We start from the raw sequence: 25,427 nt of genomic DNA, 5'->3' as shown, positions 1-25,427 counted from the left end.
ACCGTCCCCGGCGAAAGTCACACGGCACCCGCGACTTTCGTAGGTACTGCCCATCTCGTCAGGCCGTGGCCTCACATGATCGATGAGCGTCAGCCTTGGTCGGCGGGGCCGGGCCGGGAGCGCCCCAGCCCTGCCTCCCGAGCCCGTACAATCGCCTCGGCTCGGTCGGCGACGTGCAGTTTGGCGAAGATGTTCGAGACGTTGTTGCGCACGGTCTTCGGAGATAGGAAGAGAGCCGAGGCGATCTGCGCGTTGGCACGGCCTGCCGCGATCAGCGAGAGGATCTCCCGCTCGCGTGGTGTCAGCTGGGGGAAGGCGGGCTCGGCCGACGTGGTCGCGGTGCCGGCGAAGAAGTCGGCGACGCGGCGGGCGACGGCTGGGCCGAAGATGGCTTCGCCGTGCGCCACGGCGGTGATCGCGCGCACGATCTCCCCCTGGTTGGCCCCTTTCAGCAGGTAGCCGCGCGCGCCCGCGCGCATGGCGGCGAACAGCGTCGCGTCCTCCTCCGCCATGGTCAGCACGACGACGCCGACATGCGGGCTGTCGGCAACGATCCGCCTGGTGGCCTCGATGCCGTCGAGCCCGGGCATCCGCACGTCCATCACGACCACGTCAGGTTGCAGGTCGGCGGTGCGCCCGATGGCCTCCGTGCCGTTCGCGGCGGTGGCCGCCACCTCGATGCCCGGTATGGACCCGAGCAGCATGGCCAGGCCGTCCCGGTAAACCGGGTGGTCGTCGGCGAGCAACACCCGGATCGGCTCGTCAGACACCGGCGGTCTCCAGGGGGAGTCGTGCGGTGACCAGGGTGCCGCCGTCTGACGGGCAGCTCACCTGGCAGTCGCCGCCCAGCTCCGCGGCGCGCTCGCGGAGTGAGAGCATGCCCACGCCCGCGGCCACGTCGGGGCCGATGCCGATGCCGTTGTCGCGCACAGCCACCTCGAGTCTCCCGTCCCGCACGCTCAGGCTGATGTCGCAACGGGCCGCGCCCGCGTGCCTGACGACGTTGGCCAGCGCCTCGGACACGATACGGTACGCCGCCACTTCCACCGCTGCGGGCAGCGTGTCCAGGGCGCCGTCGCCGGTGACGTGCACGTCGAGGGCGGCCGAGCGGAACCCGTCGGCCTGCTGTTCGATGGCGCGCAGCACACCCAGCTCATCGAGCGCGGGCGGGCGCAGGTCGTGCACCAGCCTGCGGACGTCGTCCAGCACGCCGCTGACCTCGGACGCCGTCTGCTCCAGTATCCGGTCGGCCTGGTCGGGGGCGGCGGCCGCCAGGTTCCGCGCTGCCTCGATGCGCAGCGCCACCGCGCCCAGGCTGGGGCCGAGCCCGTCATGCAGGTCCCGCCGTAACCTGCGGCGCTCCTCCTCACGGGCGAGGACGAGCCTGGCGCGGATGTGTTGCAGGGCCGTGCTGAGCTCGCCGGCCCTCGCCGCGGCCGCGGCCTGCCGTACGAGGTCGCCGAGAAGGCGCTGGTCCCGCTCGGTCAGGTCGGTCCGGCACAGGGTCAGCTGTCCGACGACCTCGCCCCTGTAGGCCACCGGCAGCGACACTGAGGCGCCGCGCGGCGAGCCGCGCTCCACCACCGAACGCTCGCCCCCTGGCCGCTCGATTTCCACCCGCACGTAGGCCAGGCGGAATGCCTCGGTCAGGGTCGTGGCGACCGCGACCAGTTGCTTGTCCGGATCGGTCGCCAGCTCCAGCCGCTCGGCCAGCGTCGAGACAGCGGCGTACGGATCGTGACCGGATCCCCGCACGAGCCGCCGCGCCATGCGACTCAGCCACGTGCGCAGCGGCGCGTAGGCCACCGCGACGATCGCGATCGCGGCCAGCGCGGAGTCCCGCTCGCCGAGCACGCTGCCCGCCAGCGTGAACACCGCCACGTCGACCAGGACGACCAGCGCCGCGAGCACGCCATAGGCGACGGTCGCCGACAGCAGCCGGTCGACGTCGTAGAGCCGGTACTTGGTGACCGCCACCACCACGGCCGCCGCGGTGAGGCCGACGGTCAGCGCCAGCAGCACGGCGGGCAGTTCCGGCGGCACCCTGAGTGGCAATAGCAGCACGACCATGTCGACCAGCGCGGCCCACATCAGCCACTTGATCTGGGTTCGCCGTTCAGGATCGGCGGCCCGATAGCGGCGTACCATCGCCGCGAACGGCACCACCAGGCTCACCAGTACGGACAGGTAGGCCACCCGCAGCGCCGGCTCCCAGAACGCGTACGGCAGCGCGACCGAGAACGGGTCGAGGCTCAGCCGCGTGATCTCGGGCGGCAGCGGCGCCGAGTGGAAGCGCACCATCACCGCCACGGGCGCCGTGACCAGCAGCACGGTCAGCAGCCCGGTGAGCGCCAGGCTCGCGATCGACACCGGCCGCCAGACCCGTCCGGCGGGCAGCCGCCCGTCGGGGAACAGCAGGATCAGCAGCGGCAGCCCGAGCAGCAGTGCCGCGCCGAAACGCGAGTAGAACCAGTAACCGGCCGACGCTCCGGGCAAGCCCGGCGAGACGTAGACGGCGTACGCCGCCCAGCTGGCCGCCACTCCGTCCACTAGCCACAGCAGCCCGAACACCGTCAGTACCCACGCCACCGGATGCCCCGGCAGCCGTCGCAGCAGCAGGACGCCGGGCACGAGCTGCGCCAGCCCGCACAGACCCGACAGCCACCCGGGCTCCAGCTCGGCGGCGGCCGGGATCGGCGCTCCTGCCGTCCCGATGTCCAGCGCCACCGTCGCGACCATGATGGCCGCCGCGGCGGCGGCCAGCGTCGCCGGCAGGGCGACCCGTCCCTTGCTCGTCACGCCACGCATTACATCTGATTCATGGGCGTCTGTCCCGGGACCTGGGTCCCGGGACCTGGGTCCCGGGACGGAACGGGACATCCGCCTCTGTCCGCCCAGGGCTTCCCGCCGACAATCTGGGGCTCCACGACGACGAGAGGAGCATCATGGATCCCCATGTCAGCACCACCCCGGCCCGGGCCCGCACGGACGTAGCCGCTGATCGGCTCACCCACGGCGGCCCGCCCATCACGCCGAGCAGCGTCCGCCGGCTCGGCCTCGCCCTCACCACGGGCACGCTCGTCTGGGCGGCGAGCATCTTCCTGTACGGGACCGTGAACACCGGCTTCGAGCAGCGCGTCGGCGACCTGACCGGGCTGGTCTTCCAGGCGGGCGTGTTCGCCCTGCTGGCGGTGCAGATCAGGACCCGGGCGACAGGTGCCTCGCGGGCCTCGCGGATCATGCTCAAGGTGGAGCTGGTGCTGCTCGGCCTGGCGAGCGTCTGGTCGCTCCTGCACGGCGTGCTGCCCGCCCCCGCGCAGGACAGCCTGGCCCTGGCCGTCCTGGACGTGTTCTGGCCGCTGTCCATGCTCGGCATGCTGGTGATCGGGGTCAAGCTCGCGGTGGCCGGGCGGTGGCGGGGGCCGCTGCGCTGGTGGCCGATGATCGCCGAGAGCTGGGGCGTGGTGACGGTGCCGCTGTACATCCTGGCGGGAGAGGAAGGCGCGCGGTGGGTCGGCGGCGGTCACCTGCTGCTCGGCTACGCCACCCTCGGGGTGCTGCTCGCCCTGCGCCCGGAGCTGGTCCTGCCGCGGGACGAGCGCTGATCGAAGCGTTCCCCGGCCGGGCACAGCCGCCTCACCGCCTACGACTTCCGCGCCCCGACCGGCAGGTACCGGTCACGCTCGGCGAGCTGATCGAACGCTGGTTCGGCAGGAGCGACCGGGTCACGGCGAAGGCCATCGGCTGACTCCACCCAGACGCAGGCTGAGCTCCAGGCCCTCCGCGGTCCCAGGGACTGGATTCGGGCGATCCGGGCCGTCGCCCGGTCGCCCCACCATCCGGCCATGGCCTCGACGGCGGCGGGGCCAGGGATCCGGCCCTCGTCCGGGGCGAGCTCGTAGCCACGCCAGACGATCTCCACGGTGTCGCGGTCGGCGACTGATCATGAGTGTCGCCTGGCGAATTCAGAGGTCAAATCGCGCTCGGTCAGCCGGAATCAAACCGACCGGCCGGTATCGTCCTGGTGGGATCCCCGTTCTTCGGCGAGCGTGTCCACCAGCCACAACCCCCGGCCGCTGTCGTCATCGAGGGTAGAGGCGGGTGCGGCGGGTGTGGTGACACCGATGGTGAGCACTGAGAGCTGGTCGTTTTGGCGGTGTCTTTGCTATCCCCCGCGACCGCCTCGGGTACATGCTTCGCGAAACCGCAGGTGACACTACCGGACTACGCGTGCTCGGCGATTCCGCAGCCGTCGTGAGATCGGTTGACATCAACGAGGAGATCACGATGGCCGATGAGGAATCCTCCGTGCACGTCCGGGCGAAGGACGTGAGCGTCGACGACGAGGGCAGGGTCACGATCGACAATCCCGAAATCGCTCAGGCTCTGACGGCCTTGGCTCGAGATCTGGAGCTGACGCCGCATCCGGGCCACTCGGGTCACGTCGCCAACAACTGCTTCGGAGGCAACTGCTCCATGGGTTGCGCCCCCCGATGAGCCTGTTCGATCGGGAGATGGTGGCCTCGTTCCGTGGAGACCGGCTCCATCTCATTCTTTTTCCTACCGAGCAGTGCAATTTCCGGTGTGCTTACTGTTATGAGGATTTCGCGATCGGGCGGATGCGTTCCGAGGTCGTCGAGGGCGTGAAGAACCTCATCGATCGGCGTCGCGGTGATCTGACGCATCTGCAGATCTCGTGGTTCGGCGGGGAGCCGATGCTGGCGCGATCGGTCGTCGAGGAGGTGGCCTCCCATGTGATCGAGGTCCAGCGGCGCACACCGGGACTCGGGTACGACAGTGACATGACCACCAACGGCTACCTGCTCGACCACGCGGCGGCGGAGAGGCTGGCCGGGCTGGGGATCCGCAGGTTTCAGGTGTCGCTGGACGGGCCTGCCCAGCACCACGACCACACGCGCGTGCGGGCGGACGGCCAGGGGACGTTCGATCGGATCTGGCGGAACCTGTCGTCGATCCGGGAGGGTTCGGCAGACGTTCGTGTGCTGCTGCGGGTCCACCTCACGCCGGGCAACCTGGCCGTGATGCCGGCGTTCCTTACCCGGTTGAGGGACGCGTTCCTGGACGATCCCAGATTTCGGGTGTTTCTCAAGCGCGTGGTACGCCTCGGCGGCGCCAACGACGCGTCGATGGAGGTACTCGACGCCGAGGACGAGAGGATCGCCGCGCTGGAGGAGATCGTCCGCGCGGTCGGGCCAGGCGAGAGCCTGTTCGAGCCGGAGGAGGTGTGTTACGCCGCCCGCGCCAACTCGCTGATGGTGCGCGCGGACGGGCGTCTCGGCAAGTGCACCGTCGGATTGTCGGAGCCGGCCAACACCGTCGGGCGTCTGCTTCCGGACGGCTCGCTCGAGGTGGACAACCCGAAGTTCCGCCAGTGGCTGCGGGGCTGGGAGCTGCGGGATTCCGAGCTGACCGCCTGTCCCTATGAGGCGTTCACCCGGCAGGGCCCGAAGCTGCTCCAGCTGACAGAACGTCCTGGCTCTCAGGCGGTGGCAGGCGTGCTGGCGGGCGATGCGCGGGACTGACATGTCCTCCCATTTGGTATCGAATGATACTGTCGTGAATGTAACGGTGGTAGACGCGTGAAGAAGCGGGCGGATTCCCGGCTCGTGTGGCAGGGGAGCCCCCGCTTCGGCGCCGACGGAAACGACGGTTCCTCGCGGCCACCCATCACGAGGAGAGACATGACCGACCAGTTCCGCCTCGGCGGCGACCTGACGATCGACCGGCTCGGCTTCGGCGCCATGCGCCTGCCCCAAGCAGGGCCGGCCCGCGGCCCCGAGTCCGGCCGCGCCGTGCTGCGCCGTGCCGTTGAGCTCGGCGTCCACCACGTCGACACCGCCGACTTCTACCGCAGCGAGAACGGCGCGGTGCGCGCCAACACCCTGATCCGCGAGGCCCTGTCCCCGTATCCGGACGCCCTGGTCATCGCCACCAAGGTCGGCCCCGTCTTCGGTCCCGGCGGTCCCGGCCAGGGCACCGCCGCCGATCTCCGGCCCCAGGTCGAAGCCAACCTCGAAAGCCTGGGCGTGGACCACCTCGACCTGGTCTACCTGCGCATCGGCACGGTGGAACCCCCGCGCGGCGAGTCGCTCGCCGAACGCTTCGAGGTGCTCGCCGGGCTGCGCGAGGAGGGCCTGATCCGCCACCTGGGCATCAGCAACGTCGACACCGGCCACCTCGCCGAGGCCCGCGCGATCGCCCCTGTCGCGGCCGTCCAGAACAACTTCCACATCGCCCATCGCGACGAGACCGCCGTCCTGGACGCCTGCACGCAGGCCGGCATCGCCTTCGTCCCCTTCTTCCCCCTCGGCGGCGGCAGGGCCGACATCAACGACCCCGGCCTGGTCAAGGTGGCCGAACGGCACGGCGCCACCGTTCAGCAGATCGCCCTGGCCTGGCTGCTGGCGCTGTCGCCGGTCACCCTGGCCATCCCGGGCACCGGCTCCGTGGCGCACCTGGAGGAGAACCTGACCGCCCGGTCGATCAGCCTCACCCAGGAGGACCTGGCCGACCTCGCCTGACCAGCGACGCCGAGGGTGTCACAGATGGGCCGGCTGCCCTGTCTTAGCTGAGGAAGGCCTCGATGCGCCGCCGTGGTGGAGAGGACTGATCATGAGTGTCACATACAGCCGGAGATCGGCCTCCCCGGCTCCCGACGACTTCGGCGAGCGGGAGCGTCAGGCCATGATGGGCGGCACGCGGTCCCCGTCACCGGCGAGCTTGCGCACCCTGCCCCGTCCGGTGGCGGTGGTGGTCGGCGGCGGGGGAGTGCTCGGGGCCGCGCAGGTCGGCATCGGGTACGCGCTGGAGCAGCGCGGATTCGTACCGGATCTGATCGTCGGGACCTCGGTGGGCGCACTCAACGGAGCGATCGCGGCCGCCCACCCCGGCACGGCCGCACCCTGGCTGGATCGCGTGTGGACCCAGGCGCGTCGCCGTGAGGTGTTCCCGCTCGGCTTCCTGTCCTCGCGGGCCAGCATCTTCGCCGATCGCGGCCTGCGCAGGCTGATCGCCCGGGCCGGGCTGCCGTCGCGGATCGAGCAGCTGGACATCCCCTTCACCGCGGTGGCCATGGATCTGGCCACCGGCGCTCAGGCGCTGCTCGACCACGGAGACCTCGAGTCCGCGCTGCTGGCGAGCGCGGCCATCCCGGGGGTCCTGCCCCCGGTGGACCGGGACGGCCGCACGCTGGTCGACGGCGGGGTGATCGCCCTGGTCCCGGTGCGGGCGGCCCTGCGGGCAGGTGCGGCCAGCGTGCTGGTGCTGTCGACCGGGCCGACGAGCTGGCCGCTGCGCCCGATCATCCCGCCCCGGCGGGCCGGCGCGGTCGCGGCCAGGGCGGGGCTGCTGCTCTGGCACGATCAGATCGAGCGGGACCTGCACGAGGTGTCCGAACGGATCCCGACCGTCGTGCTGCCGACCGGGGTCGAGACCTGGCCCGCGCCGTGGGACTTCGGCCAGTCCCGGCGGCTGATCGCCACCGCCTCGCTCGCGGCGGGCCGCTTCCTCGACGGGCTGAGCATCAGCGGGCCCGGACTGTACCGGATCGACGGTTCGCCCGCGCCATCGGCCGGCCTGGGCAGGGCACGGACCGCCTTCGTCTCGGGGGTCGCCCGATGAGCACCATCGCGTTCCTCAACATCGCCATGCACGGGCACATCAATCCGACGCTGCCGGTCGTGGCCGAGCTCGTCCGCCGTGGCCACACCGTCACCTACCACACCTCGCCCGCGTTCTCGGAGGAGATCGCGGCCACCGGCGCGAGCGTGTACCTCTACGCCGGGGGCGACCAGCCGCTCCCCGATCCGCCGATGCCGATCACGCTGCTGGACGGGCTCGCGCGCACCGCCGTCGGCCTGCTGCCCGCCGTGCTCTCCGACCTGCGGCGCGCCCGGCCCGACCTGATCGTGCACGACGCCGCCTGCCCCTGGGGGGCGGTCGCCGCCCGCGTGCTCGGGGTGCCGGCGGCAGCGACGTTCACCACGTTCGCGTTCAACCGGGAAGCGCTCAGCCCCACCCGCGCCTCGTGGGAGCTGCTGGCCTCGGCGGCGACCCGGCTCCGCGTCGCCCAGGGCTACCTCCGGTCGCGGTGGGAGTTGCGCCGCCGCTACGCCACCCGTGGCCTGCCCCTTTTCGACCTCCTGAACATCCGCCAGCCGCTCAACCTGGTCTTCACCTCGCGCGCGTTCCAGCCCGGCGTGGACGCCTTCGACCACTCCTACCAGTTCGTCGGCCCCAGCCTGGGCGCCCGTCCCGCCGACCCCACGTTCCCGGCCGACCTGCGAGGCCCGGTGCTGTACGCCTCGCTGGGCACGGTGTTCGACGCCGGCCCGCACCTGCTGCGCACCTTCGCCACCGCGCTCGCACCGCTGGGCGGCACCGTGATCGTCTCCACCGGGCACACCGATCCGGCCACGCTGGAGCCGCTGCCGGCCAACGTGATCGCCCGCCACTCCGTGCCGCAACCGGAGGTGCTGGCCCGCGCTTCGCTGTTCGTCACGCACGGGGGGATGAACAGCGTCAACGAGGCCATGCACGCCGGGGTGCCGATGCTGGTGGTCCCTCAGGGCGCCGATCAGCCCCTGGTGGCCCGGCGCGTCGTCGAGGTCGGCACCGGCCTGTCGCTCCGTACCGAGGACGCCTCCCCGGAAAGCGTGAACGCCCTCGCCCGGCGTCTGCTCGACGAGCCGCGCTTCCGGGCCGCGGCGGCCACCATGCGGATCGCCCAGCGCGAGGCCGGCGGCTACCGGCGCGCCGCCCACGAGCTGGAGCACTATCTGCGCCGCCTGCGCAAGGTCAGCCCGCTGGCCGATGTGCCGCAGGAGCGCTGACCGATGTCACCCCTCGTCGTGGTCCTGCTGCTGGTCGCCGGGCTGTCCGAGTCCGCCGGGCGGATCCTGCCCCTGGTGGCTCGCCGATCCAGCGTGTCGCGGTCGCACGCGATCAGGCTCCTGCTGACCGGTGCCGTGGTCGAGGGCGCCGTGTTCGCGCTGTGGCCGCTGTCCGCATGGACCGTGGCCGAGCTGACGCTGTCCGCTCCGGTGTCCGGCGTCGCCACGCTGACCTGGACGCCCGCCCAGATCACCCCGCTGGTTCTCACCGCCGTCATCGCGTTCCCGCTGCTCGGGCCGCTGCTGCACCTGCTGCTCCTCGTGGGCGTCGGCGCCGGCCTCGCCACCTCGCTCGCCGCGATGACCGGGCTGGGGTGGTGGGCCGCCGCAGGCTGCGTCGCCGTCGCCGGGGTCGGCCTCGCCGCCGCCGTCGACGTCGTACGGCGACTGGTCGTGCGGATCAGTGTCGCCGAGGTACAGGAGTCGCTCACATGACCGAGTTCCCGCTTCTCGTCCTGGTCCTCGGTCCGGTCCTGCTCGCTGAGGCCCTGCTCGCCCGCTACGAGGTGATGGCGTACACCGCCGGCTGGCGGACGCCCACCGCCGAGCTTCCGCACGGCATGCCGTACGCCCGGGGCGCGGACCCCGACCGTCCCCCGGACGCCTACCTGGTCTACCTGGACGGCATCGGGAAACGCCGCTTCCGCGACACCCGCGACGGGGGTCAGCTGGTCAAGGCCCTGATCGCCGGAGCGCCGGAGCTGCGCGTGCTGGGGCAGGTGCAGCCGTACTCCCCGCTGGCCGACCCGCTCGTCGACCGGCCCGTGTGGGACTGGCTGCGCCGCCGCATCGGGCTCCTGCTGTTCCTGCACAACGTCATGCAGATCTTCGTCGCGGCCGACCGGAGGTACCGTCCCCTGTACAACCGCGCGGTGGGCGCGCAGATCGCCCACCAGCTGCGCCTGGCCGGCTACCGGCCGGACAGCGGCATACCCGTGGTGCTGCTCAGCTACAGCGGCGGCGCCCAGGTCGCCACCGGCGCGGTCGAGCAACTGCACACCGAACTGCGCGCCCCGCTCCTGCTGATCACCATCGGCGGGTTCCACAACGGCGCCAACGATCTCACCTACGCCCATCACCTGCATCAGCTCACCAGCGCGGGCGACCGGATCGAGCGGGTCGGCATCTGGATGTTCCCCCAGCGTTGGCGGTTGTTCCGGCGCAGCGGCTGGAACCGGGCCGACCGCGCCGGAAAGATCACCGTGCACCGGCTCGACCCGGCCACCCACGTCGGGCGGCGCAGCTACATCAGCCCGGAGGAGCTGCTGCCCGACGGCCGCAGCCACCTCGACCGCACCGCCGGCACCGTCATCGCGGTCATCCGCGCCCAGCGCGGCGCGATGGCCGCGCGAACCGATCCGGTGCGATGAGAGGGCCGGCCGAGCCGCCGCCGCCCGTCTGCCCGGGCGCGCTGATCGACATGGGAGAGGTAGGCTGCTGGCCGACGCGAGACGTAGTGCCGGTCGACTCCTCCCCTAGCCAGTTCGCTGGCCGGCAGGCATACGGTCGGCGAGGGGCGGTGCCGATGGCAAGCAGGAATCCTGGGTCGCAGCTGCGCGGGCGGCAGCTCGAGTGCGAGACGCTGGACCGGCTGGTGACGAGCGTGCAGGCCGGTCGCAGCTCGGTCCTGGTGCTGCGCGGCGAGGCCGGCATCGGCAAGACGGCGCTGCTGGAGCACGTACGGCGCAGCGCGTCCGGCTGCCGGATCGCCAGGGTGGCGGGCGTCGAGTCGGAGATGGTGCTGGCCTTCGGCGGACTGCACCAGCTGTGCGCCCCGTTCCTGGACCAGCTCCACCGCCTGCCGGAGCCGCAGCGTGACGCGCTCGGGACGGCGTTCGGCCTGAGGGCGGGAGCTCCGCCGGACCGTTTCCTGGTCGGGCTCGCGGTGCTCAGCCTGCTCGCCGACGCGGCGGAGAAGGGGCCGCTGATCTGCCTCGTCGACGACGCCCAGTGGCTGGACGAGGTCTCCGCGCAGACCTTGGCCTTCGTCGCGCGGCGGCTGCTCGCGGAGCCGATCGGGCTGGTCCTGGCGGTGCGCGAGCCCGGTCTCGAAGCCGAGCTGGCGGGGCTGGAGCAGCTGGAGGTGGGTCGGCTGAGCGACGGCGACGCCCGCGCCCTGCTCGACTCGGTCACTCCGGGGCGGCTCGACGAGCACGTACGGGATCGGATCGTCGCCGAGACGCAGGGAAACCCGCTGGCCCTGCTGGAGCTGCCCCGTGGGCTGACGCCGGGGGAGCTGGCGGGTGGGTTCGGCCGGCCCGACGCGCGGCCGCTGGCGAGCCAGATCGAGCAGAGCTTCCTGCGGCGGGTCCAGTCGCTGCCCGCCGAGACGCAGCGGCTGCTGCTCATCGCGGCGGCCGAGCCGGTCGGCGATGTGACCCTGCTGACCCGGGCGGCGGAGCAGCTCGGCATCGAGGCGTCCGCCGCGTCGTCGGCCGAAGCGGCGGGGCTGATCTCCATCGGGACGCGCGTGCGGTTCCGCCATCCGCTGGTGCGCTCGGCCGCCTACCGGGTGGCGGCCCCGCAGGACCGGCAGGACGTGCACCGCGCGCTGGCCGACGCGACCGACGCACAGGCGGATCCCGATCGCCGGGCCTGGCATCTGGCCAACGCGACGGCCAGCCCCGACGAGACGGTGGCCGTCGAGCTGGAGCGCTCCGCCGACCGCGCGCAGGCACGCGGCGGCGTCGCCGCGGCGGCCGCGTTCCACGAGCGGGCGGCCGAGCTGACCCCCGATCCCGCCCGCCGAGGCGCCAGAGCGCTGGCGGCGGCCCGGGCCAAATACCAGGCCGGAGGCTACGACGCCGCGCTGGAGCTGCTGGACGCGGCCGAGCTCAGTCTCCTGGACGAACGCAGTCTCGCCCAGGTCGGCCTGTTGCGCGGCCGGGTCGTGTTCGCCGCCACGAGTGCCGGCGCCGCCCTGCCGCTCCTGCTCGGCGCGGCCAGGCGGCTGGAGCCGCTGGACGCCGGGCTGGCCCGCGAGACCTACCGTGACGCGCTGAACGCGGCCATGGCCGCCGGCCGCCTGCCGAGCGGCGCGCAGATGGCCGACATCGCCGAGGCGACGCTCGCCGCACCGCCGGGTCCGCCACCGCAGCGCAACGATCTGCTGCTGAACGGCGTGGCCGTGCTGGCCACCGAGGGTTACGCGGCGGGCGTGCCCCTGGTGCTGCGGGCCCTGGACGCCTTCCGCGCCGAAGGGGTCTCCAGGGAAGAGGGCCTCGGCTGGCTCCCGCTCGCGTGCCGCATGGCCCACAACGCCTGGGACTTCGACAGCTGGTCCGTCCTGTCCGCGAGGCTGGCAGACCTGGCCCGCGAGACCGGGGCGCTGTCGGTGCTGTCGCCTGCGCTGCACATGCTCGTGTCGAACCGGGTCCTCGCCGGTGAGTTCGCCGTGGCCGAGGCGCTGGTCGCCGAGGCGATGACGATCGGGGAGGTCACGGGCAGCCGCTCCCTGGCCCAGTACGCGTCCCTGGTGCTGGAGCCGTGGCGGGGCCGGGAAGCCGCGACGCGTCAGGCGAGCGAAGCGGTCACCCGCGACATGACCCTGCAAGGGGAAGGCAAGGTCCAGACCGCCACCCAATGGGCGAACGCGGTGCTCTACAACGGCCTCGGCCGCTACGAGGAGGCCTACAACGCGGCCGAGCGAGGCTCCGAGCACCCGCAGGAGCTCGGGGGAACGTTCATGAGATCCCTGATCGAGCTCGTCGAGGCCGCCGCCCGGAGCGGCCGGCCCGCCCGCGCCGCCGAAGCCGCCCGGCAACTCGACGAGATGGCCCAGGCCAGCGGCACCGACTGGGCCCTCGGCACCTCGGCGAGCGCCCGCGCCCAGGTGAGCGACGGACCGGCCGTGGAGACCCTCTACCGCGAGGCGATCGAGCGGCTCGGCCGCACCGAGGTCCGGACATCGCTGGCCCGCGCCCGGCTGCTCTACGGCGAGTGGCTGCGCCGGGAGAACCGCCGCGTCGACGCGCGCGAGCAGCTGGGCATCGCGTACGAGATGCTCAGCCGGATGGGGTCCGAGGCGTTCGCCGAACGCGCCCGGCGCGAGCTGCAGGCCACCGGCGAGACCGTGCGCAAGCGCACCGCCGAGGTGCACACCACCCTCACCGCCCAGGAGGCGCAGATAGCCCGCCTGGCCGGTGACGGGCTGACCAACCCCGAGATCGGGGCCCAGCTGTTCATCAGCCCCCACACCGTCGAATGGCACCTGCGCAAGGTCTTCGCGAAGCTCGGCATCGCCTCCCGCAGGCAGATCCGTACCACCCTGCTCGAAGGCACGGCGGCCACGGCCTGATCCGGTCGCCCTCGCTTCGGACGAGACGGCGCTGTCACGAATCGGGTGGCTGCCCGGTCACCAGTGTGGCACGCAAACGAGTCCGCACGGAGAGGTGGATCATGAGAGCAACCGGTGGCTCGAAACCCGAACGGGGAATCGGCCAGGAGACGGAGAACGTCCGCAGGAACGAGCACGTCCTTGAACCGGCGGCCCAGGAGCTCGCCGAGGCGACCTCCAAGCCCCCGTTCCCGTACGAGCTGGGGCCCGACGGCGCCCGTAAGGTGCTGGACGACCTGCAGGCCGGGCCGGTGGACAAGCCGGCGGTGGCCGAGAAGTGGATCACCGTGCCGGCCGGGGCCGGCGAGGTGCGGGTCCGGATCGTCAAGCCCGCCGGCGTCACCGGCGTGCTGCCCGTCGTGCTGTACGTGCACGGCGGCGGCTGGGTTCTCGGCAACGCCGGCACACATGACCGGCTCGTCCGCGAACTCGCCGTCGGGGCGAGCGCGGCGGTCGTCTTCGTGGAGTACGACCGCTCACCGGAGGCGCGGTACCCGGTGGCCATCGAGCAGGCCTACGCCACCGCCCAGTGGATCACCCGGCACGGCGCCGAGGAGGGCCTGGACGCGTCCCGCCTGGCGGTCGCCGGTGACTCGGTCGGCGGCAACATGACCGCCGCGCTGACCATCCTCGCCAAGCGGCGCGGCGACGTGCGGTTCGCGCACCAGTCGCTGTACTACCCGGTCACCGACGCCGCCCAGGACACCGGGAGCTACCGGGAGTTCGCCGACGGCCCGTACCTGACGGCCAAGGCCATGGCGTGGTTCTGGGACGCCTACACCACCGACCCCGCCCAGCGCGCGGAGATCACCGCCTCACCGCTGCGCGCCGGGCTGGAGGAGCTGGCCGGGCTGCCGCCCGCGTTCGTCATCGTCGACGAGAACGACGTGCTGCGCGACGAGGGAGAGGCGTACGCCCGCAAGCTGACGGCGGCCGGGGTCCCCACCACCAGCGTCCGCTACAACGGCACCCTGCACGACTTCATGATGCTCGACCCGGTCCGCGGCACCCACGCCGCGCGGGCCGCGACAGCCCAGGCCATCGAGGTCATCAAGACCGCCCTGACCACCGGAAAGGCACAGTCATGACCACCACGGAGCAGCCCGTCATCGTCCTGGTGCACGGCGCTTTCGCCGAGTCGGCGAGCTGGAACGGCGTCATCCGGCGTCTGCACGGCCATGGGCTGGCGGCGGTCGCGGTGGCGAACCCGCTGCGCGGCGTGGAGGGCGACGCCACGTACCTGCGTGACGTGATCGCCGGGATCGGCCGGCCGGTGGTCCTGGTGGGCCACTCCTACGGCGGGATGGTGATCACGCGGGCGGCGGCCGGCAACCCGGCCGTGCGGGCCCTGGTCTACGTCGCCGCCTTCGCTCCCGAGCCGGGCGAGAGCGCGCTGCTGCTGTCCGCCAAGTTCGAGGGCAGCAGCCTCGGCGAGGCGCTGAACGCCTACCCGGTGGCCTCCGGCGGCAACGAGTTCCGCATCGACGAGGCCAAGTTCCACCACCAGTTCTGCGCCGACCTGGACGCGGACGAGGCCGCGCTGATGGCGGCGACGCAGCGGCCGGTGACCGAGCGGGCGCTGACCGACGGGCTGGCGGGCGAGCCAGGCTGGCGTACCACGCCGTCCTGGTCGGTCTTCGGCGAGCGGGACCTCAACATCCCGGCGGCGGCCCTGCGGTTCATGGCCGAACGCGCCTCCGCGCGCGGCACCAGCGAGATCGCGGGCGCCTCGCACGCGATCGCGGTGTCCCGGCCGGTCGCCGTGGCCACCACCATCCTCGACGCCGCCGAGCACGCACGGGGCTGAACGGGGCTCTGCTGCCGATCCCGGCGGGTGCACGCCGGGGCCGGCGGCCAACGGCCGGGGACATCCCGTTACGCCGGCAGAACACCGGCCGTCCGGCTGAATCGGCCGCGGTGGCCGCCTGCCAGGACGCGGGTCGCTGGTGGCGGTGGCGGTGGCCTAGCGTTCGTCGGCGGGGTAGTCGGCCGAGCGGCTCACGTCGGCCCACTTGTCGGTCTCGGCGGCGCGTAGCCGCGCGGCCTGCTGGGCCGAGGCGACGGCGTCACTGCCGAGCAGGAGCCGCCTCGGCGGGTCGTCCGAGCCGACCAGGTCGATGATGATCTCGGCGGCGCGGGCCGGGTCGCCGGGCTGGGTGCCGTCGGTCTCCTGCCGGTAGCGGTGGATGGCGCCCACCGTCTCCTCGTAGTCGGGGCCGACGGGGTGGAGCCGCATCGAGGAGCCCTGCCAGTCGGTACGGAACGCGCCCGGCTCGACGATGACGACCTTCACGCCGAACGGCGCGACCTCGCTGGCCAGCACCTCGGAGAAGCCCTCGACCGCGAACTTCGCCGCTTGGTACGCGCCCATCCCGGGGGTGCCGCCGACGCGCCCTCCGATGGAGGAGAACTGCACGAAGACTCCCGACCGCTGCGCGCGCAGCACGGGGAGCGCGGCCCGCGTGACGTTCACGACGCCGAAGAAGTTGGTCTCGATCTGTGCGCGGAAGTCGTCTTCGGGCATCTCCTCGATCGCCGCGCTGTTGCCGTAGCCGGCGTTGTTGACGACCACGTCGAGCCCGCCGAAGACGTCGACGGCCTCCTGAACGGCACGGGAGGCCGCGGCGGCGTCGGTGACGTCCAGGGCGACCGCCCGGACCTGCCTGCCGTGCCGGGCCACCAGGTCGTCCAGCTGCTCAGGGTGTCGCGCGGTGGCGATGACCTGGTCGCCCATCTGCAGGACGGACTCGGTGAGCCGCCGCCCGAAGCCGCGCGACGCCCCAGTGATCAACCATGTCCTTTCCATCGGTCGTTCCTCCGTTCTGTCGTACCTTAACTGTCACTTCACCGTAGCACTTCATTTCATGTGCTTCATCATCATGTGTCAGAAAAATAACTACCTGACCTATCAAGGCGCTAAATGTGGCTCTATCTGCCATGTTCATGGGTATATTGACACGGTGAGAGCAGACGCGACACGCAACCTGGAACGTGTCCTGAGTGCGGGCGCCCGTTTGATCGCCGACGATCCCTCGGTGAGCATCGCCGCCATCGCCGCCGCGGCGGGAGTGGACCGCCGCACGGTCTACCGGCGCTTCGCCTCCCGCGAAGAACTGCTGGCCGCCGTCTACCAAGCGCGGTACGACGCGGTCGAGGAGGTCATCGAGGCCGCCCGGCTGCGCGAGGCCCCCGTCGCGGTCGCACTGCACCGCTACGTCGAGGGCATCATCGCGGTCAACCGCGAATGGCCGGTGGAAAAGAGCCGCATGCTGGCCGAGGAGGCGATCCGCGACCGCCGCCGGCAGCTGATCGACGAGGTCGACCTCTTCCTGCGGCGCGCCACCGACGAGGGTCTGCTGCGCTCCGACCTGCCGCCCGGCTGGGTGTCCGCGCTGCTGCCGCCGCTCATGCTGCACGCCGCCGAACGACTGGCCGACCTGACCGCCGCCCAGGCCGCCGACGTGGTGGTCGACACCCTCCTGCGAGGCGTCGGCGCCCCCTGAGCGCTGCTCCCGGCAGCTGCTAGGGTGAAAGACGCTTGAGACCGAACTAGGAGACCAGACGTGGTAGGCGACGACGACATCTCCGGGTGATACCGGAAGTTGACAGGCCCCGGCAGGCGCGGATGACCGCCGCCAATGTGGCCTGTTCGTCGTTCCCCGAATCCCTGTTCCCTTGACTGGGCGGCTTCGGCGCGCCCGTGCGTTCCTACGAGGTCTTCTCACATGTCTGACTCCCTCATCATCTGTTCCCACCTGTCCTTTTCCTGGCCCGACGACACCCCGGTCTTCCATGACCTGTCCTTCAGCGTGGGCGGTGGCCGTACCGGTTTGGTCGCGCCGAACGGCGCTGGCAAGAGCACGCTGCTCAAGCTGATCGCCGGCGAGCAGCGGCCCACCGGCGGCGGCGTCACCGTCGAGGGCGTGCTCGGCTATCTCCCCCAGAGCCTGCCCCTCACCGGCGACCTGACCGTGGCGGAGGTGCTCGGCATCGCCCCGGTGATCGCCGCGCTGGACGCCATCGAGTCGGGCGACGCCGGTGAGGAGCACTTCACCACCATCGGCAACGACTGGGACATCGAGGAACGCACCCGTGCCCAGCTCGACCGGCTCGGGCTCGGCGAGCTCGCGTTCGACCGTGTGCTGGGCACGCTGAGCGGCGGCCAGGTCGTCTCGCTCGGCCTGGCCGCGCAGCTCCTCCGGCGGCCCGACGTGCTGCTGCTCGACGAGCCGACGAACAACCTCGACCTCGCCGCCCGCCGCAAGCTCTACGACGTGCTCGGCGACTGGACCGGCTGCCTGCTCCTGGTCAGCCACGACCGGGCCCTGCTCGACCGGATGGACCGCATCGCCGAGCTCGACCGGGGCGAGATCCGCTTCTACGGCGGCGGCTTCACCGCCTACGAGGAGGCCGTGCGTACCGAGCAGGAGGCCGCCGAGCGGAGCGTGCGCAGCGCCGAGCAGGAGCTCAAGCGCGAGAAGCGGGAGATGCAGCAGGCCCGCGAGCGGGCCGAGCGCCGGGCGGGCAACGCCGCCCGCAACCTCAAGAACGCCGGGCTGCCGCGGATCTTCGCCGGGAACATGAAGCGGGGCGCGCAGGAGTCAGCCGGGCGGGCGGGACAGATGCACGCCGCCCGCGTCAGCGACGCCAAGACCAGGCTGGACGAGGCCGGGCGCGCGCTGCGCGACGACCAGAGGATCGCGCTGGAGCTGCCGGGCACCAACGTGCCCGCCGGGCGCACGGTCTTCCAGGGCGAGAGTCTTCAGGCCCGTGGCCTGTTCGCCGGGCCGGGCCTGGACCTGACGGTCCGCGGGCCCGAGCGCATCGCGCTGACCGGTCCCAACGGCGCCGGCAAGTCCACCCTGCTGCGCCTGATCAGCGGCGAGCTGGAGCCCGACGGCGGCACGACCAGGCGGGCCGACGGCCGGGTCGCCTACCTGTCGCAGCGGCTCGACCTGCTCGACGTCGAGCGGACCGTGGCCGAGAACCTGGCCGCCTTCGCCCCCGGCATGGTGGAGGCGGAGCGGATGAACCTGCTCGCCCGCTTCCTGTTCCGTGGCGCCCGCGCCCACCTGCCGGTGGGCGTGCTGTCGGGCGGCGAACGGCTGCGCGCCACGCTGGCCTGCGTGCTGTGCGCCGAGCCGGCGCCCCAGCTCCTGCTGCTGGACGAGCCGACCAACAACCTCGACCTGGTCAGCGTGGCGCAGTTGGAGAGCGCGCTCGCCGCGTACGAGGGGGCGTTCGTGGTGGTCAGCCACGACGAGCGGTTCCTGGTGGAGATCGGGGTGGAGCGCTGGCTGGAGCTGTCCGGCGGGCGGCTGCTGGAGACGGGAGGGCCCGCCGGTGAGTGACGCGCTGCTCGCCCGCGATCTCGTACGGACGCTGGGCACGCGGCGCGTGCTCGACGGCGTCTCGCTCACCGCTGCGCCCGGCCACCGGATCGGGCTGATCGGCGAGAACGGCGTGGGCAAGTCCACCCTGCTGCGGCTGCTGGCCGGAGCGGACGAGCCGGACTCCGGGACCGTCGCACGGCCCGCCGACCTGGGCTTCCTGCATCAGGAGATGCCGTTCGCGGGTGACGCCACGCTCGCCGACGTGCTCGACGACGCGCTGCGCGAGGCCCGTACGGACCTGGCCGAGCTCGACCGGCTCACCCGCGCGCTCGCCGAGGCCCCGGACGACGCCGCGCTGCTCGAAGCGTACGGGGCCCGGCTCGACCAGGCGCGACAGCGGGAGTCCTGGGACGCCGACCGGCGCGCGGAGATCGTTCTCGACCGGCTGGGCCTGGGTGGCGTGCCGCACGGCCGCCCGCTCGCGTCGCTGTCGGGCGGGCAGCGTGGGCGGCTCGCCCTGGCGGCGCTGCTGATCAGGCGGCCCGCCGCGCTGCTGCTGGACGAGCCCACCAACCACCTGGACGACGACGCGGCCGGGTTCGTGGAGGAGCAGCTGCGCGGCATGACCGGGGTGGTGGTCGTGGCGAGCCACGACCGGGCGTTCCTGGACGCGGTCTGCACCGACCTGGTCGACCTCGACCCGTCGCTGGACGGGCCCGTCCGGTACGGGGGAGGGTACGGCGCGTACCTGGCCGACAAGCGCGCCGAACGTGCGCGCTGGGAGCGCCGCCACGCCGAGGAGCAGGAGGAGCTCGGCGAGCTGCGCCGCGCCGTCGCGGTGACGGCGCGGCAGGTGGCGCTGGACGGGTTGCGGCGCGACAACGAGAAGATGGGGTACGGACACCGCGGCGGACGTGTGCAGCACCAGATCTCCCGCAGGGTGCGCAACGCCGCCCGCCGGCTCGCCGAGCTCGAACGCGAGCAGGTCCCCGCCCCGCCGCCCCCGCTCCGCTTCCGCTCGCCGCTCGCCGCCGTTTCCGGCGAGCCCCGCGACGAGCCCTTGCTGTCCCTGCGGGAGGTGCGGGTGCGTGGACGGCTCGCGATCGACCGGCTCGATGTGGCGCCGGAGGAGCGGCTGCTGGTCACCGGCCCGAACGGCGCGGGCAAGTCCACCCTTCTGTCGGTGCTGGCCGGACGGCTGGAGGCGCGGGGAGAGGTACGGCGACGGCCCGGACTGACCGTCGGCCTGCTGGCCCAGGACACCGCGTTCGAGCGGCCGGACCGCACGGTGCGGGAGACGTACGAGCGGGCGCTCGGTCCCGAGCGTGCCGCGTCCGTACCGTTGCGCTCGCTCGGCCTGATCGGGCGGCGTGACCTGGACCTGAGAGTGGGGGAGCTGTCGGTCGGCCAGCGCCGCCGGCTCGCGCTGGCGCTGCTGATGGCGGACCCACCTGGGCTGCTCCTGCTCGACGAGCCCACCAACCACCTCTCACCCCGCCTTTCCGACGAGCTGGAAGAGGCCCTGGGAGCCGCCGGTCCAGGTGCGATCGTGATCGCCAGCCACGACCGCTGGCTGCGTGCCCGCTGGCAGGGCCGCCACATCCGCCTGCCATGAGCCCGTGCGGGTCCCGGCAGGCGAGATCACCCGAACGACCCGGGACCGAAGCGGCCCCACGCCACGAAGACGGCCAGGGCGAGGTAGGCGAGGTTCAGCAGCGCGTGCCCGGGCTCTCGGCGGCGGAAGGTCACGACCGCCGCCCCGACCATGATCATCGCTAGCCCGGTGGCCGCCAGCGGCACCAGAACCGGCGCGACGTCGAGCACGGCGGGCAGGATCAAACCGATGGCGCCCAGGATCTCGACCGCTCCGAGGGCCTTGATGAAGCCGGCGCCGAAGTCGCCGGCCCATCCGCCGCCGGGAGCCTTGGCCAGTTTCTCCCGGGGGATGAGAAGCTTGTTGGCGCCCGCGAAGAGGAAGACGGCGGCCAGCAGGCCGGTGCTGATCCACAGAGCGAGGTTCATGAGTTTCTCCTTGCCGGTTACCTTGGCCCTTCCGGGCCCGTCATCAACCCATGACGGAACTCGCTCGGGGAAGGTAACGACATGACCGCACCAAATATCGACGAAGCCTTCGCGCAGCAGCGCGGGCGACTCGTCGCGGTGGCCTACCGGATGCTCGGATCGCGGGCCGACGCCGAGGACGCGGTGCAGGAGGCCTGGCTGCGGCTCGCGCGGCAGGACGCTGACGCGATCGACAACCTCGCCGGCTGGCTGACCACCGTGGTGGGCCGGGTCTGCCTGGACCTGCTGCGCTCGCGTAAGGCCAGGCCCGAGGCGTCGTACGACGACCGGCTGCCCGAGCTGGTGGTGACCGGGGACGGCGGCGGGGCGCCCGAGGAGGACGCGCTGCTCGCCGATTCGGTCGGGCTCGCACTGCTCGTGGTGCTCGACAGCCTGCGGCCGGCCGAGCGGCTGGCTTTCGTGCTGCACGACATGTTCGCGGTGCCCTTCGAGGAGATCGGTCAGATCATCGGCAGGTCCGCGGACGCGACCAAGATGCTCGCCAGCCGGGCCCGCCGGAAGGTGCAGGGCACGCGTCGTCCGGCCGACGAGCCGCGGCGGCAGCGGGCGGTGGTCGACGCGTTCCTCGCGGCGGCGCGGAGCGGCGACTTCGAGGGGCTGCTGCGGGTACTCGACCCGGACGTGACCTGGCGCAGCCACACCGCGCGTGGCGTGGTCGTCAGGCTGGGGGCGACCGAGGTGGCCGGTAAGGCCAGGCACGCGATGCACGCGAGGGCGACCACCCGCCCCGTCCTCGTCAACGGGGAGCCGGGGATCGTGGCGTGGAACGCGAGCGGCAGGCCGGCGAGCGTGATGGCGTGCACCGTGGTCGACGGCCGGATCACCGAGATCCTGTCGGTGACCGATCCGGGACGCCTCGCGGAGATGGACCTCCCGGGACGTCCCGGCTAGCCGTCGTGCGGTCGCGCCTCGGCCGGTTACGGGGTCAGTCGTCGCAAGATCTGCCCGGCGGGCTCCGCCGTGGCGTGGCGGTGGCCCGTACCGGCCCAGAGGTTGAGCCGTTCGGGGTCGCCCGCGGCGGCTGCGGCCCTGCGCAGGGGGCTGGTCAGGTGGTGCAGGGCGGGATAGCCGGCCGGGGCGAGGCCGGTGTAGCGGTCGGTGAAGTCGTTGCGCAGCGCCCGCGCCGGCCGGCCGGTGAACGCCCGGGTGACCACGGTCCCGTGTCGTGCCGGGTCGGCCAGCGCGGCCCTGTGGGAGGGCGACGTGCCGGCCTCGTCCGCCCGCAGCAGGACGGTGCCGACCATGACGGCCGCGGCTCCGGCGCGCAGTGCCGCGAGCACGGCCGCCGGGGTGGCCAGCCCGCCCGCGGCGATCAGCGGCGCCGATACCGCCTGCCGCACCTGCCGCACCAGCTCGGGCAGGGGGATGGACGCCGGCAGGCGGTGCGGGGTGAGCGTGCCGGAGTGCCCTCCCGCGTCGGAGGACTGCACGGTCAGCAGGTCGGCGCCGGCTTCCACGGCCTGACGAGCCTCCACGGGAGACGTGACGGTCTGGACGACCAGGGTTCCGGCGGCGCGCAGGGCGGCGATCACCGCCGCCGGCGGGATGCCGAAGGTGAAGCCGGCGATCGGCACCGGGTCGGACAGCAGCAGGTCGATCTTGTCCGGCCAGTGGTCGTCGTCCTCGACGATGCCGGCGGCCTGGACGTCGATGTCGTAGGCGCGGGCCTCCGGCTCGATGGCCCGGGCGTAGCGGCGGAAGGCGTCGGGATCGACCGGGACGGGGTTGGGCGCGAACAGGTTGACGCCGAAGCTCACGCCTTCGGCGCGGACCTCGGCGATCTGCTGGGCCAGCGCGTCGGCAGTCCGGTATCCACCGGCGAGGAACCCCAGGCCGTCCGCCCGGGCCGCCACGGTGACCAGGGCGGGCGTGCTGGGGCCGCCTGCCATCGGCGCGGCCAGGATCGGGGCGCTCACCCCGAGAGCCGTCAGTGGGGACGTCATCTCAGTGGCCGGCACTCTGGCCGCCGTCGACGTGCAGGATCTCGCCCGTGACGAAGGGGGCGGTCTCCAGGTAGATCACCGCGTCGACGACGTCGCTCACCTCGCCCATGCGCCCGACGGGGTGCAGGGCGCCGAGCATGGCGTGCTGCTCCGCGGAGTGCATCGGCGTCTTGATGGTGCCGGGGGAGACGGCGTTCGTCCGGATGCCGCGTGTCGCGTACTCGATGGCCAGTGACTTGGTCGCGGACTGCAGGCCGCCCTTGGTCAGCGAGGCCAGCACGGACGGCACGCTGGAGTTGGCATGGTCGACCAGGCTGGTGGTGATGTTGACGATGTGGCCGGAGCCCTGCTCGAGCATGTGCGGGATGGCCCGCTGCGTGATGCGGAAGAAGCCGGCGACGTTCACGCCCATGATCGTGGCGAACTCCTCCTCGGTGTAGTCGGTGAACGGCTTGGCCACGAACAGCCCGGCGTTGTTGACGAGGCTGTCGATGCGCCCGAACCGCTGGACGCCGGCGCTGACGACCCGCTCCGCGGTGGCGGGGTCGGCGATGTCGCCCGGTACGACGAGGACGTCCGGATCCTGCGACACGGCGATGGTGCGCGAGTTGGCGACGACGGCGTAGCCGAGCTTGCGGTAGGCGGTGACAAGACCGGCGCCGATGCCTTGCGATGCCCCGGTGATGACGGCGACTTTCTGCGTGCTCATGATGTCTTCTCTCTCATAGGCGGGAGATCCCGCTCCTCGGTGCGGGCGCCCAGCAGGGCCAGGCAGTTGGTCCAGAGGGCGTCGAGCGGCCGGGTGTCGTTGTAGAGCTTGGCGAACAGGACCTGGCCCTCCAGCTGGGCGACGACGGACCGGGCGGCCTCGCGGGTGTCGGGGACGTCGGCCGCGCCGGCTGCCAGCGCTTCGGCGACGACCTCGTCGACCAGGCCGACCTGCGCGTCGAAGATCTGCTGCAGGCGGTCGCGGATGGCCTCGGTCTGGTTGCTTAACTCCAGACTCAGGTTGCCGAACAGGCAGCCGGAAACGGTGCCGCAGCTCTGCTGCCCGGCGCGCTGGGCGGCCGCGGTCTCCTCGAACAGCTGCCGCAGCCGCTGGAGAGGCTCGGCGTCGCCGCTCAGGACGCGCGTCCAGTCGCGGAGCTGGACGGCCCAGTGCTGGTCGATGACGGCCAGGGCGAGCGCCTCCTTCGACTCGAAGAAGTGGTAGAAGCTGCCTTTCGGCACGCCGGCGGCCTTGCAGATCTCGGCCACGCCCAGCGCGGAGTATCCGCGCAGCTCGATGAGCGCCTGCGCGGCGGTGAGGATCTTCTGCCGGGCGTCACTGGTGCGTCCCATGCCGGCAAGTGTACGCTTTTACTAGACCGGTCGGCTACTAGCCGATTCCTTCTCCGTGAGAGCCGCAGACCATGACCGACCCGATGCGCGAGACCCTGGACCGATGGAAGGCCGCGTTCGACGGCCATCAGGTGGACGCGATGGCCGACCTGTTCACGCCCGACGCCCTCTTCCAGGGCTTCGGTCCCGAGGTCCACGCCGGCCGGGACGCGGTGCGCGCGTACTACGAGGCCGTGCCGGACGACCGCACGGCCGACGTCACCGTCCTCACCACCTACGCCATCGGTGACCAGGTGGCCGGCGGGTTCGCGGACGTCGTCTTCCGTGACCCGACGGGGTGGGCGGCCCCGGTGCACCTGTCGCTGGTCCTGCGGCGGGACGAGGGCGCCTGGCGGATCCATCAGTACCATGTGTCCCGGATCAGCGCCGAGCACTGACCGGCTCGACGCCCGCGACCGGCGCCGACACGACCTCCGGCTTCATGTCCACGGCGACTCCCCGTCCGTTGCCGGTGGCCTTCGGGTCACCGGTCCGCTGTCGTGCGCCGGGGAGAGTTTCGGCACCTCCATCCATGCCCGGGAAAGCGGCGGACATCACCATCGGATGCCGAGCATCTGTGCGCTGAGCTCCCAGTGGCGCCGGGTGATCTCCGGGTCGTACGCCTGCCTGTTGGTGCGCCCGATCCTGCGTCGGTTGTTGTAGTACTCGCCTGAGATCCACGCCACGCCGGGGGCTCCCGCCGCGAAGTGGGCGAGGATCGCGCCGCCCTGCTCGGGGGTGGCGAGGAGTCGCTTCAGGAAGGTGTGGTTGAACCAGCGGAAGTAGCTCGTGGTGTCGGACGCGAAGTTCGTCGCCACCCCTCCCGGGTGGAACGCGACCGAGGACAGCCCCAGCGCGTGGAACCGCTCGTGCAACCCCTTGGTGAACAGGATGTTCGCGAGCTTCCCGTTGCCGTACGCCCTGTTGGCGTCGTAGGTCTGCCAGCTGTTCAGGTCGTCGAAGTCGATCCGGCCGTAGAGCCGTGCCCCGACGCTGCTGGTGTTCACCACTGTCGCCCGGCTGTGCAGCAGGCGCTCGATCAGCAGGTTCGTCAGCAGGTACGGGGCGAGGTGGTTGACCTGGAAGGTCTTCTCGAAGCCGTCCTGGGTGCGGGTCGGGCCGGAGAAGAGGCCGCCCGCGTTGTTGGCCAGCACGTCGATCCGCTCGCAGGTGTCCAGCAGGGCGGTGGCGAGATCGCGTACCTCATCGAGTCGCTCGAAGTCGACGACGTGATATTCGGCGCCGATCCGCTCCGCGACCGTCTTCGTCTTGACAGGGTTGCGCCCGACCAGGATCAGCCGCGTCCCATCGTGGGAGAGAAGCTCGCTCGCGGCGGCGCCGATGCCGTCGCTCGCGCCGGTGATGACGATGGTTTTCATGTGTGCCTCCTACAACAGGGCCGCGTCGTCAGTGAGCCTTCAGCATAATACGAAACGAAAGC

General features: G+C 72.1%; 25 protein-coding genes. 16 read left to right on the top strand and 9 right to left on the bottom strand.

The features are described 5' to 3' along the window. Positions 1-89: 89 nt before the first annotated feature. Positions 90-770 (bottom strand): response regulator, encoded by a 681-nt coding sequence (locus ACTMTF_RS08295; protein ID WP_441110041.1) that lies wholly within the window; start codon positions 768-770, stop codon positions 90-92. Then, positions 763-2,799 (bottom strand): sensor histidine kinase, encoded by a 2,037-nt coding sequence (locus ACTMTF_RS08290; protein WP_441110040.1) that lies wholly within the window; start codon positions 2,797-2,799, stop codon positions 763-765. Before ACTMTF_RS08290 ends, ACTMTF_RS08295 begins: the two co-directional genes overlap by 8 nt. A 146-nt stretch (positions 2,800-2,945) precedes the next feature. Here ACTMTF_RS08290 and ACTMTF_RS08285 point away from each other — a divergent pair, with 146 nt between their 5' ends. Then, positions 2,946-3,605 (top strand): hypothetical protein, encoded by a 660-nt coding sequence (locus ACTMTF_RS08285; protein WP_441110039.1) that lies wholly within the window; start codon positions 2,946-2,948, stop codon positions 3,603-3,605. Positions 3,606-3,643: 38 nt separating this feature from the next. Here the strand turns inward: ACTMTF_RS08285 and ACTMTF_RS08280 are convergent, their stop codons facing one another. Beyond that, positions 3,644-3,922, bottom strand: a complete 279-nt coding sequence (locus tag ACTMTF_RS08280; protein ID WP_441110038.1) for a hypothetical protein — start codon at positions 3,920-3,922, stop codon at positions 3,644-3,646. Between the two features lie 269 nt (positions 3,923-4,191). On the opposite strand from ACTMTF_RS08280, the gene ACTMTF_RS08275 reads away from it, so the two are divergent. The 10 genes from ACTMTF_RS08275 (at position 4,192) to ACTMTF_RS08230 (ending at position 15,055) form a co-directional block, all read left to right on the top strand. Then, complete coding sequence (locus tag ACTMTF_RS08275) at positions 4,192-4,497, top strand: hypothetical protein (protein ID WP_441110037.1); 306 nt, start codon at positions 4,192-4,194, stop codon at positions 4,495-4,497. Continuing rightward, the gene (locus tag ACTMTF_RS08270; RefSeq protein ID WP_441110036.1) at positions 4,494-5,543 is read left to right on the top strand and encodes a radical SAM protein; all 1,050 of its coding nucleotides are present in this window, start codon (positions 4,494-4,496) and stop codon (positions 5,541-5,543) included. Before ACTMTF_RS08275 ends, ACTMTF_RS08270 begins: the two co-directional genes overlap by 4 nt. Positions 5,544-5,702: 159 nt before the next feature. Further along, complete coding sequence (locus tag ACTMTF_RS08265) at positions 5,703-6,542, top strand: aldo/keto reductase (protein WP_441110035.1); 840 nt, start codon at positions 5,703-5,705, stop codon at positions 6,540-6,542. A 91-nt stretch (positions 6,543-6,633) separates the two neighbouring features. After that, a complete protein-coding gene (locus tag ACTMTF_RS08260; protein WP_441110034.1) occupies positions 6,634-7,641 on the top strand; it encodes a patatin-like phospholipase family protein in 1,008 nt (335 codons plus the stop codon). Continuing rightward, positions 7,638-8,852: a macrolide family glycosyltransferase gene (locus ACTMTF_RS08255; RefSeq protein WP_441110033.1), complete on the top strand. Its 1,215-nt coding sequence runs from the start codon at positions 7,638-7,640 to the stop codon at positions 8,850-8,852. The genes ACTMTF_RS08260 and ACTMTF_RS08255 overlap by 4 nt, the downstream gene beginning before the upstream one ends. A gap of 3 nt (positions 8,853-8,855) precedes the next feature. Continuing rightward, positions 8,856-9,347: a hypothetical protein gene (locus tag ACTMTF_RS08250; protein ID WP_441110032.1), complete on the top strand. Its 492-nt coding sequence runs from the start codon at positions 8,856-8,858 to the stop codon at positions 9,345-9,347. Further along, positions 9,344-10,282 (top strand): hypothetical protein, encoded by a 939-nt coding sequence (locus ACTMTF_RS08245; RefSeq protein WP_441110031.1) that lies wholly within the window; start codon positions 9,344-9,346, stop codon positions 10,280-10,282. The genes ACTMTF_RS08250 and ACTMTF_RS08245 overlap by 4 nt, the downstream gene beginning before the upstream one ends. Positions 10,283-10,437: 155 nt before the next feature. Next, positions 10,438-13,209, top strand: coding sequence for a helix-turn-helix transcriptional regulator (locus ACTMTF_RS08240; RefSeq protein WP_441110030.1), 2,772 nt, complete (start codon positions 10,438-10,440; stop codon positions 13,207-13,209). A 101-nt stretch (positions 13,210-13,310) separates the two neighbouring features. Next, positions 13,311-14,336 carry an alpha/beta hydrolase gene (locus ACTMTF_RS08235; protein ID WP_441110029.1) on the top strand — a complete coding sequence of 342 codons (1,026 nt, stop codon included), beginning with the start codon at positions 13,311-13,313 and terminating at the stop codon, positions 14,334-14,336. Next, the gene (locus ACTMTF_RS08230; protein ID WP_441110028.1) at positions 14,333-15,055 is read left to right on the top strand and encodes an alpha/beta fold hydrolase; all 723 of its coding nucleotides are present in this window, start codon (positions 14,333-14,335) and stop codon (positions 15,053-15,055) included. Before ACTMTF_RS08235 ends, ACTMTF_RS08230 begins: the two co-directional genes overlap by 4 nt. A gap of 156 nt (positions 15,056-15,211) precedes the next feature. Here ACTMTF_RS08230 and ACTMTF_RS08225 read toward each other — a convergent pair whose 3' ends face one another. Beyond that, a complete protein-coding gene (locus ACTMTF_RS08225; protein WP_441110027.1) occupies positions 15,212-16,054 on the bottom strand; it encodes an oxidoreductase in 843 nt (280 codons plus the stop codon). A gap of 154 nt (positions 16,055-16,208) precedes the next feature. Here ACTMTF_RS08225 and ACTMTF_RS08220 point away from each other — a divergent pair, with 154 nt between their 5' ends. From ACTMTF_RS08220 to ACTMTF_RS08210, 3 genes are all read left to right on the top strand, one after another. Further along, on the top strand, positions 16,209-16,751 hold the full coding sequence (locus ACTMTF_RS08220) for a TetR/AcrR family transcriptional regulator (RefSeq protein ID WP_441110026.1): 543 nt from the start codon (positions 16,209-16,211) through the stop codon (positions 16,749-16,751). A 222-nt stretch (positions 16,752-16,973) separates the two neighbouring features. Continuing rightward, positions 16,974-18,599, top strand: coding sequence for an ABC-F family ATP-binding cassette domain-containing protein (locus ACTMTF_RS08215; protein WP_441110025.1), 1,626 nt, complete (start codon positions 16,974-16,976; stop codon positions 18,597-18,599). Beyond that, on the top strand, positions 18,592-20,196 hold the full coding sequence (locus ACTMTF_RS08210) for an ABC-F family ATP-binding cassette domain-containing protein (protein ID WP_441110024.1): 1,605 nt from the start codon (positions 18,592-18,594) through the stop codon (positions 20,194-20,196). The genes ACTMTF_RS08215 and ACTMTF_RS08210 overlap by 8 nt, the downstream gene beginning before the upstream one ends. Positions 20,197-20,222: 26 nt before the next feature. Here ACTMTF_RS08210 and ACTMTF_RS08205 read toward each other — a convergent pair whose 3' ends face one another. Further along, positions 20,223-20,603, bottom strand: a complete 381-nt coding sequence (locus ACTMTF_RS08205) for a DoxX family protein (RefSeq protein WP_441110023.1) — start codon at positions 20,601-20,603, stop codon at positions 20,223-20,225. An 81-nt stretch (positions 20,604-20,684) separates the two neighbouring features. Between ACTMTF_RS08205 and ACTMTF_RS08200 the strand changes: the two genes are divergently transcribed. After that, positions 20,685-21,554, top strand: coding sequence for a sigma-70 family RNA polymerase sigma factor (locus tag ACTMTF_RS08200; protein ID WP_397012823.1), 870 nt, complete (start codon positions 20,685-20,687; stop codon positions 21,552-21,554). A 26-nt stretch (positions 21,555-21,580) separates the two neighbouring features. On the opposite strand, the gene ACTMTF_RS08195 is transcribed toward ACTMTF_RS08200, so the two are convergent. The 3 genes from ACTMTF_RS08195 to ACTMTF_RS08185 are packed head-to-tail and all read right to left on the bottom strand — an operon-like array spanning position 21,581 to position 23,947. Further along, entirely contained in the window at positions 21,581-22,606 is a 1,026-nt protein-coding gene (locus ACTMTF_RS08195) for a nitronate monooxygenase (RefSeq protein ID WP_441110022.1), read from the bottom strand. A gap of 1 nt (position 22,607) precedes the next feature. Next, positions 22,608-23,315: an SDR family NAD(P)-dependent oxidoreductase gene (locus ACTMTF_RS08190; RefSeq protein WP_441110021.1), complete on the bottom strand. Its 708-nt coding sequence runs from the start codon at positions 23,313-23,315 to the stop codon at positions 22,608-22,610. Then, positions 23,312-23,947 carry a TetR/AcrR family transcriptional regulator gene (locus tag ACTMTF_RS08185; RefSeq protein WP_397012817.1) on the bottom strand — a complete coding sequence of 212 codons (636 nt, stop codon included), beginning with the start codon at positions 23,945-23,947 and terminating at the stop codon, positions 23,312-23,314. Before ACTMTF_RS08185 ends, ACTMTF_RS08190 begins: the two co-directional genes overlap by 4 nt. Before the next feature lie 71 nt (positions 23,948-24,018). On the opposite strand from ACTMTF_RS08185, the gene ACTMTF_RS08180 reads away from it, so the two are divergent. Continuing rightward, complete coding sequence (locus ACTMTF_RS08180; RefSeq protein ID WP_441110020.1) at positions 24,019-24,384, top strand: SgcJ/EcaC family oxidoreductase; 366 nt, start codon at positions 24,019-24,021, stop codon at positions 24,382-24,384. 156 nt (positions 24,385-24,540) lie between these two features. Here ACTMTF_RS08180 and ACTMTF_RS08175 read toward each other — a convergent pair whose 3' ends face one another. Further along, positions 24,541-25,365 (bottom strand): SDR family NAD(P)-dependent oxidoreductase, encoded by an 825-nt coding sequence (locus tag ACTMTF_RS08175; protein ID WP_441110019.1) that lies wholly within the window; start codon positions 25,363-25,365, stop codon positions 24,541-24,543. Between the last annotated feature and the right edge of the window lie 62 nt (positions 25,366-25,427).

The sequence above is a fragment of the Nonomuraea sp. ZG12 genome (assembly GCF_052068115.1).
GTDB lineage: Bacteria > Actinomycetota > Actinomycetes > Streptosporangiales > Streptosporangiaceae > Nonomuraea.
The sequence above is the reverse complement of the archived record's forward strand: the minus strand, read 5'-3'. Positions and strand labels throughout refer to the sequence as shown.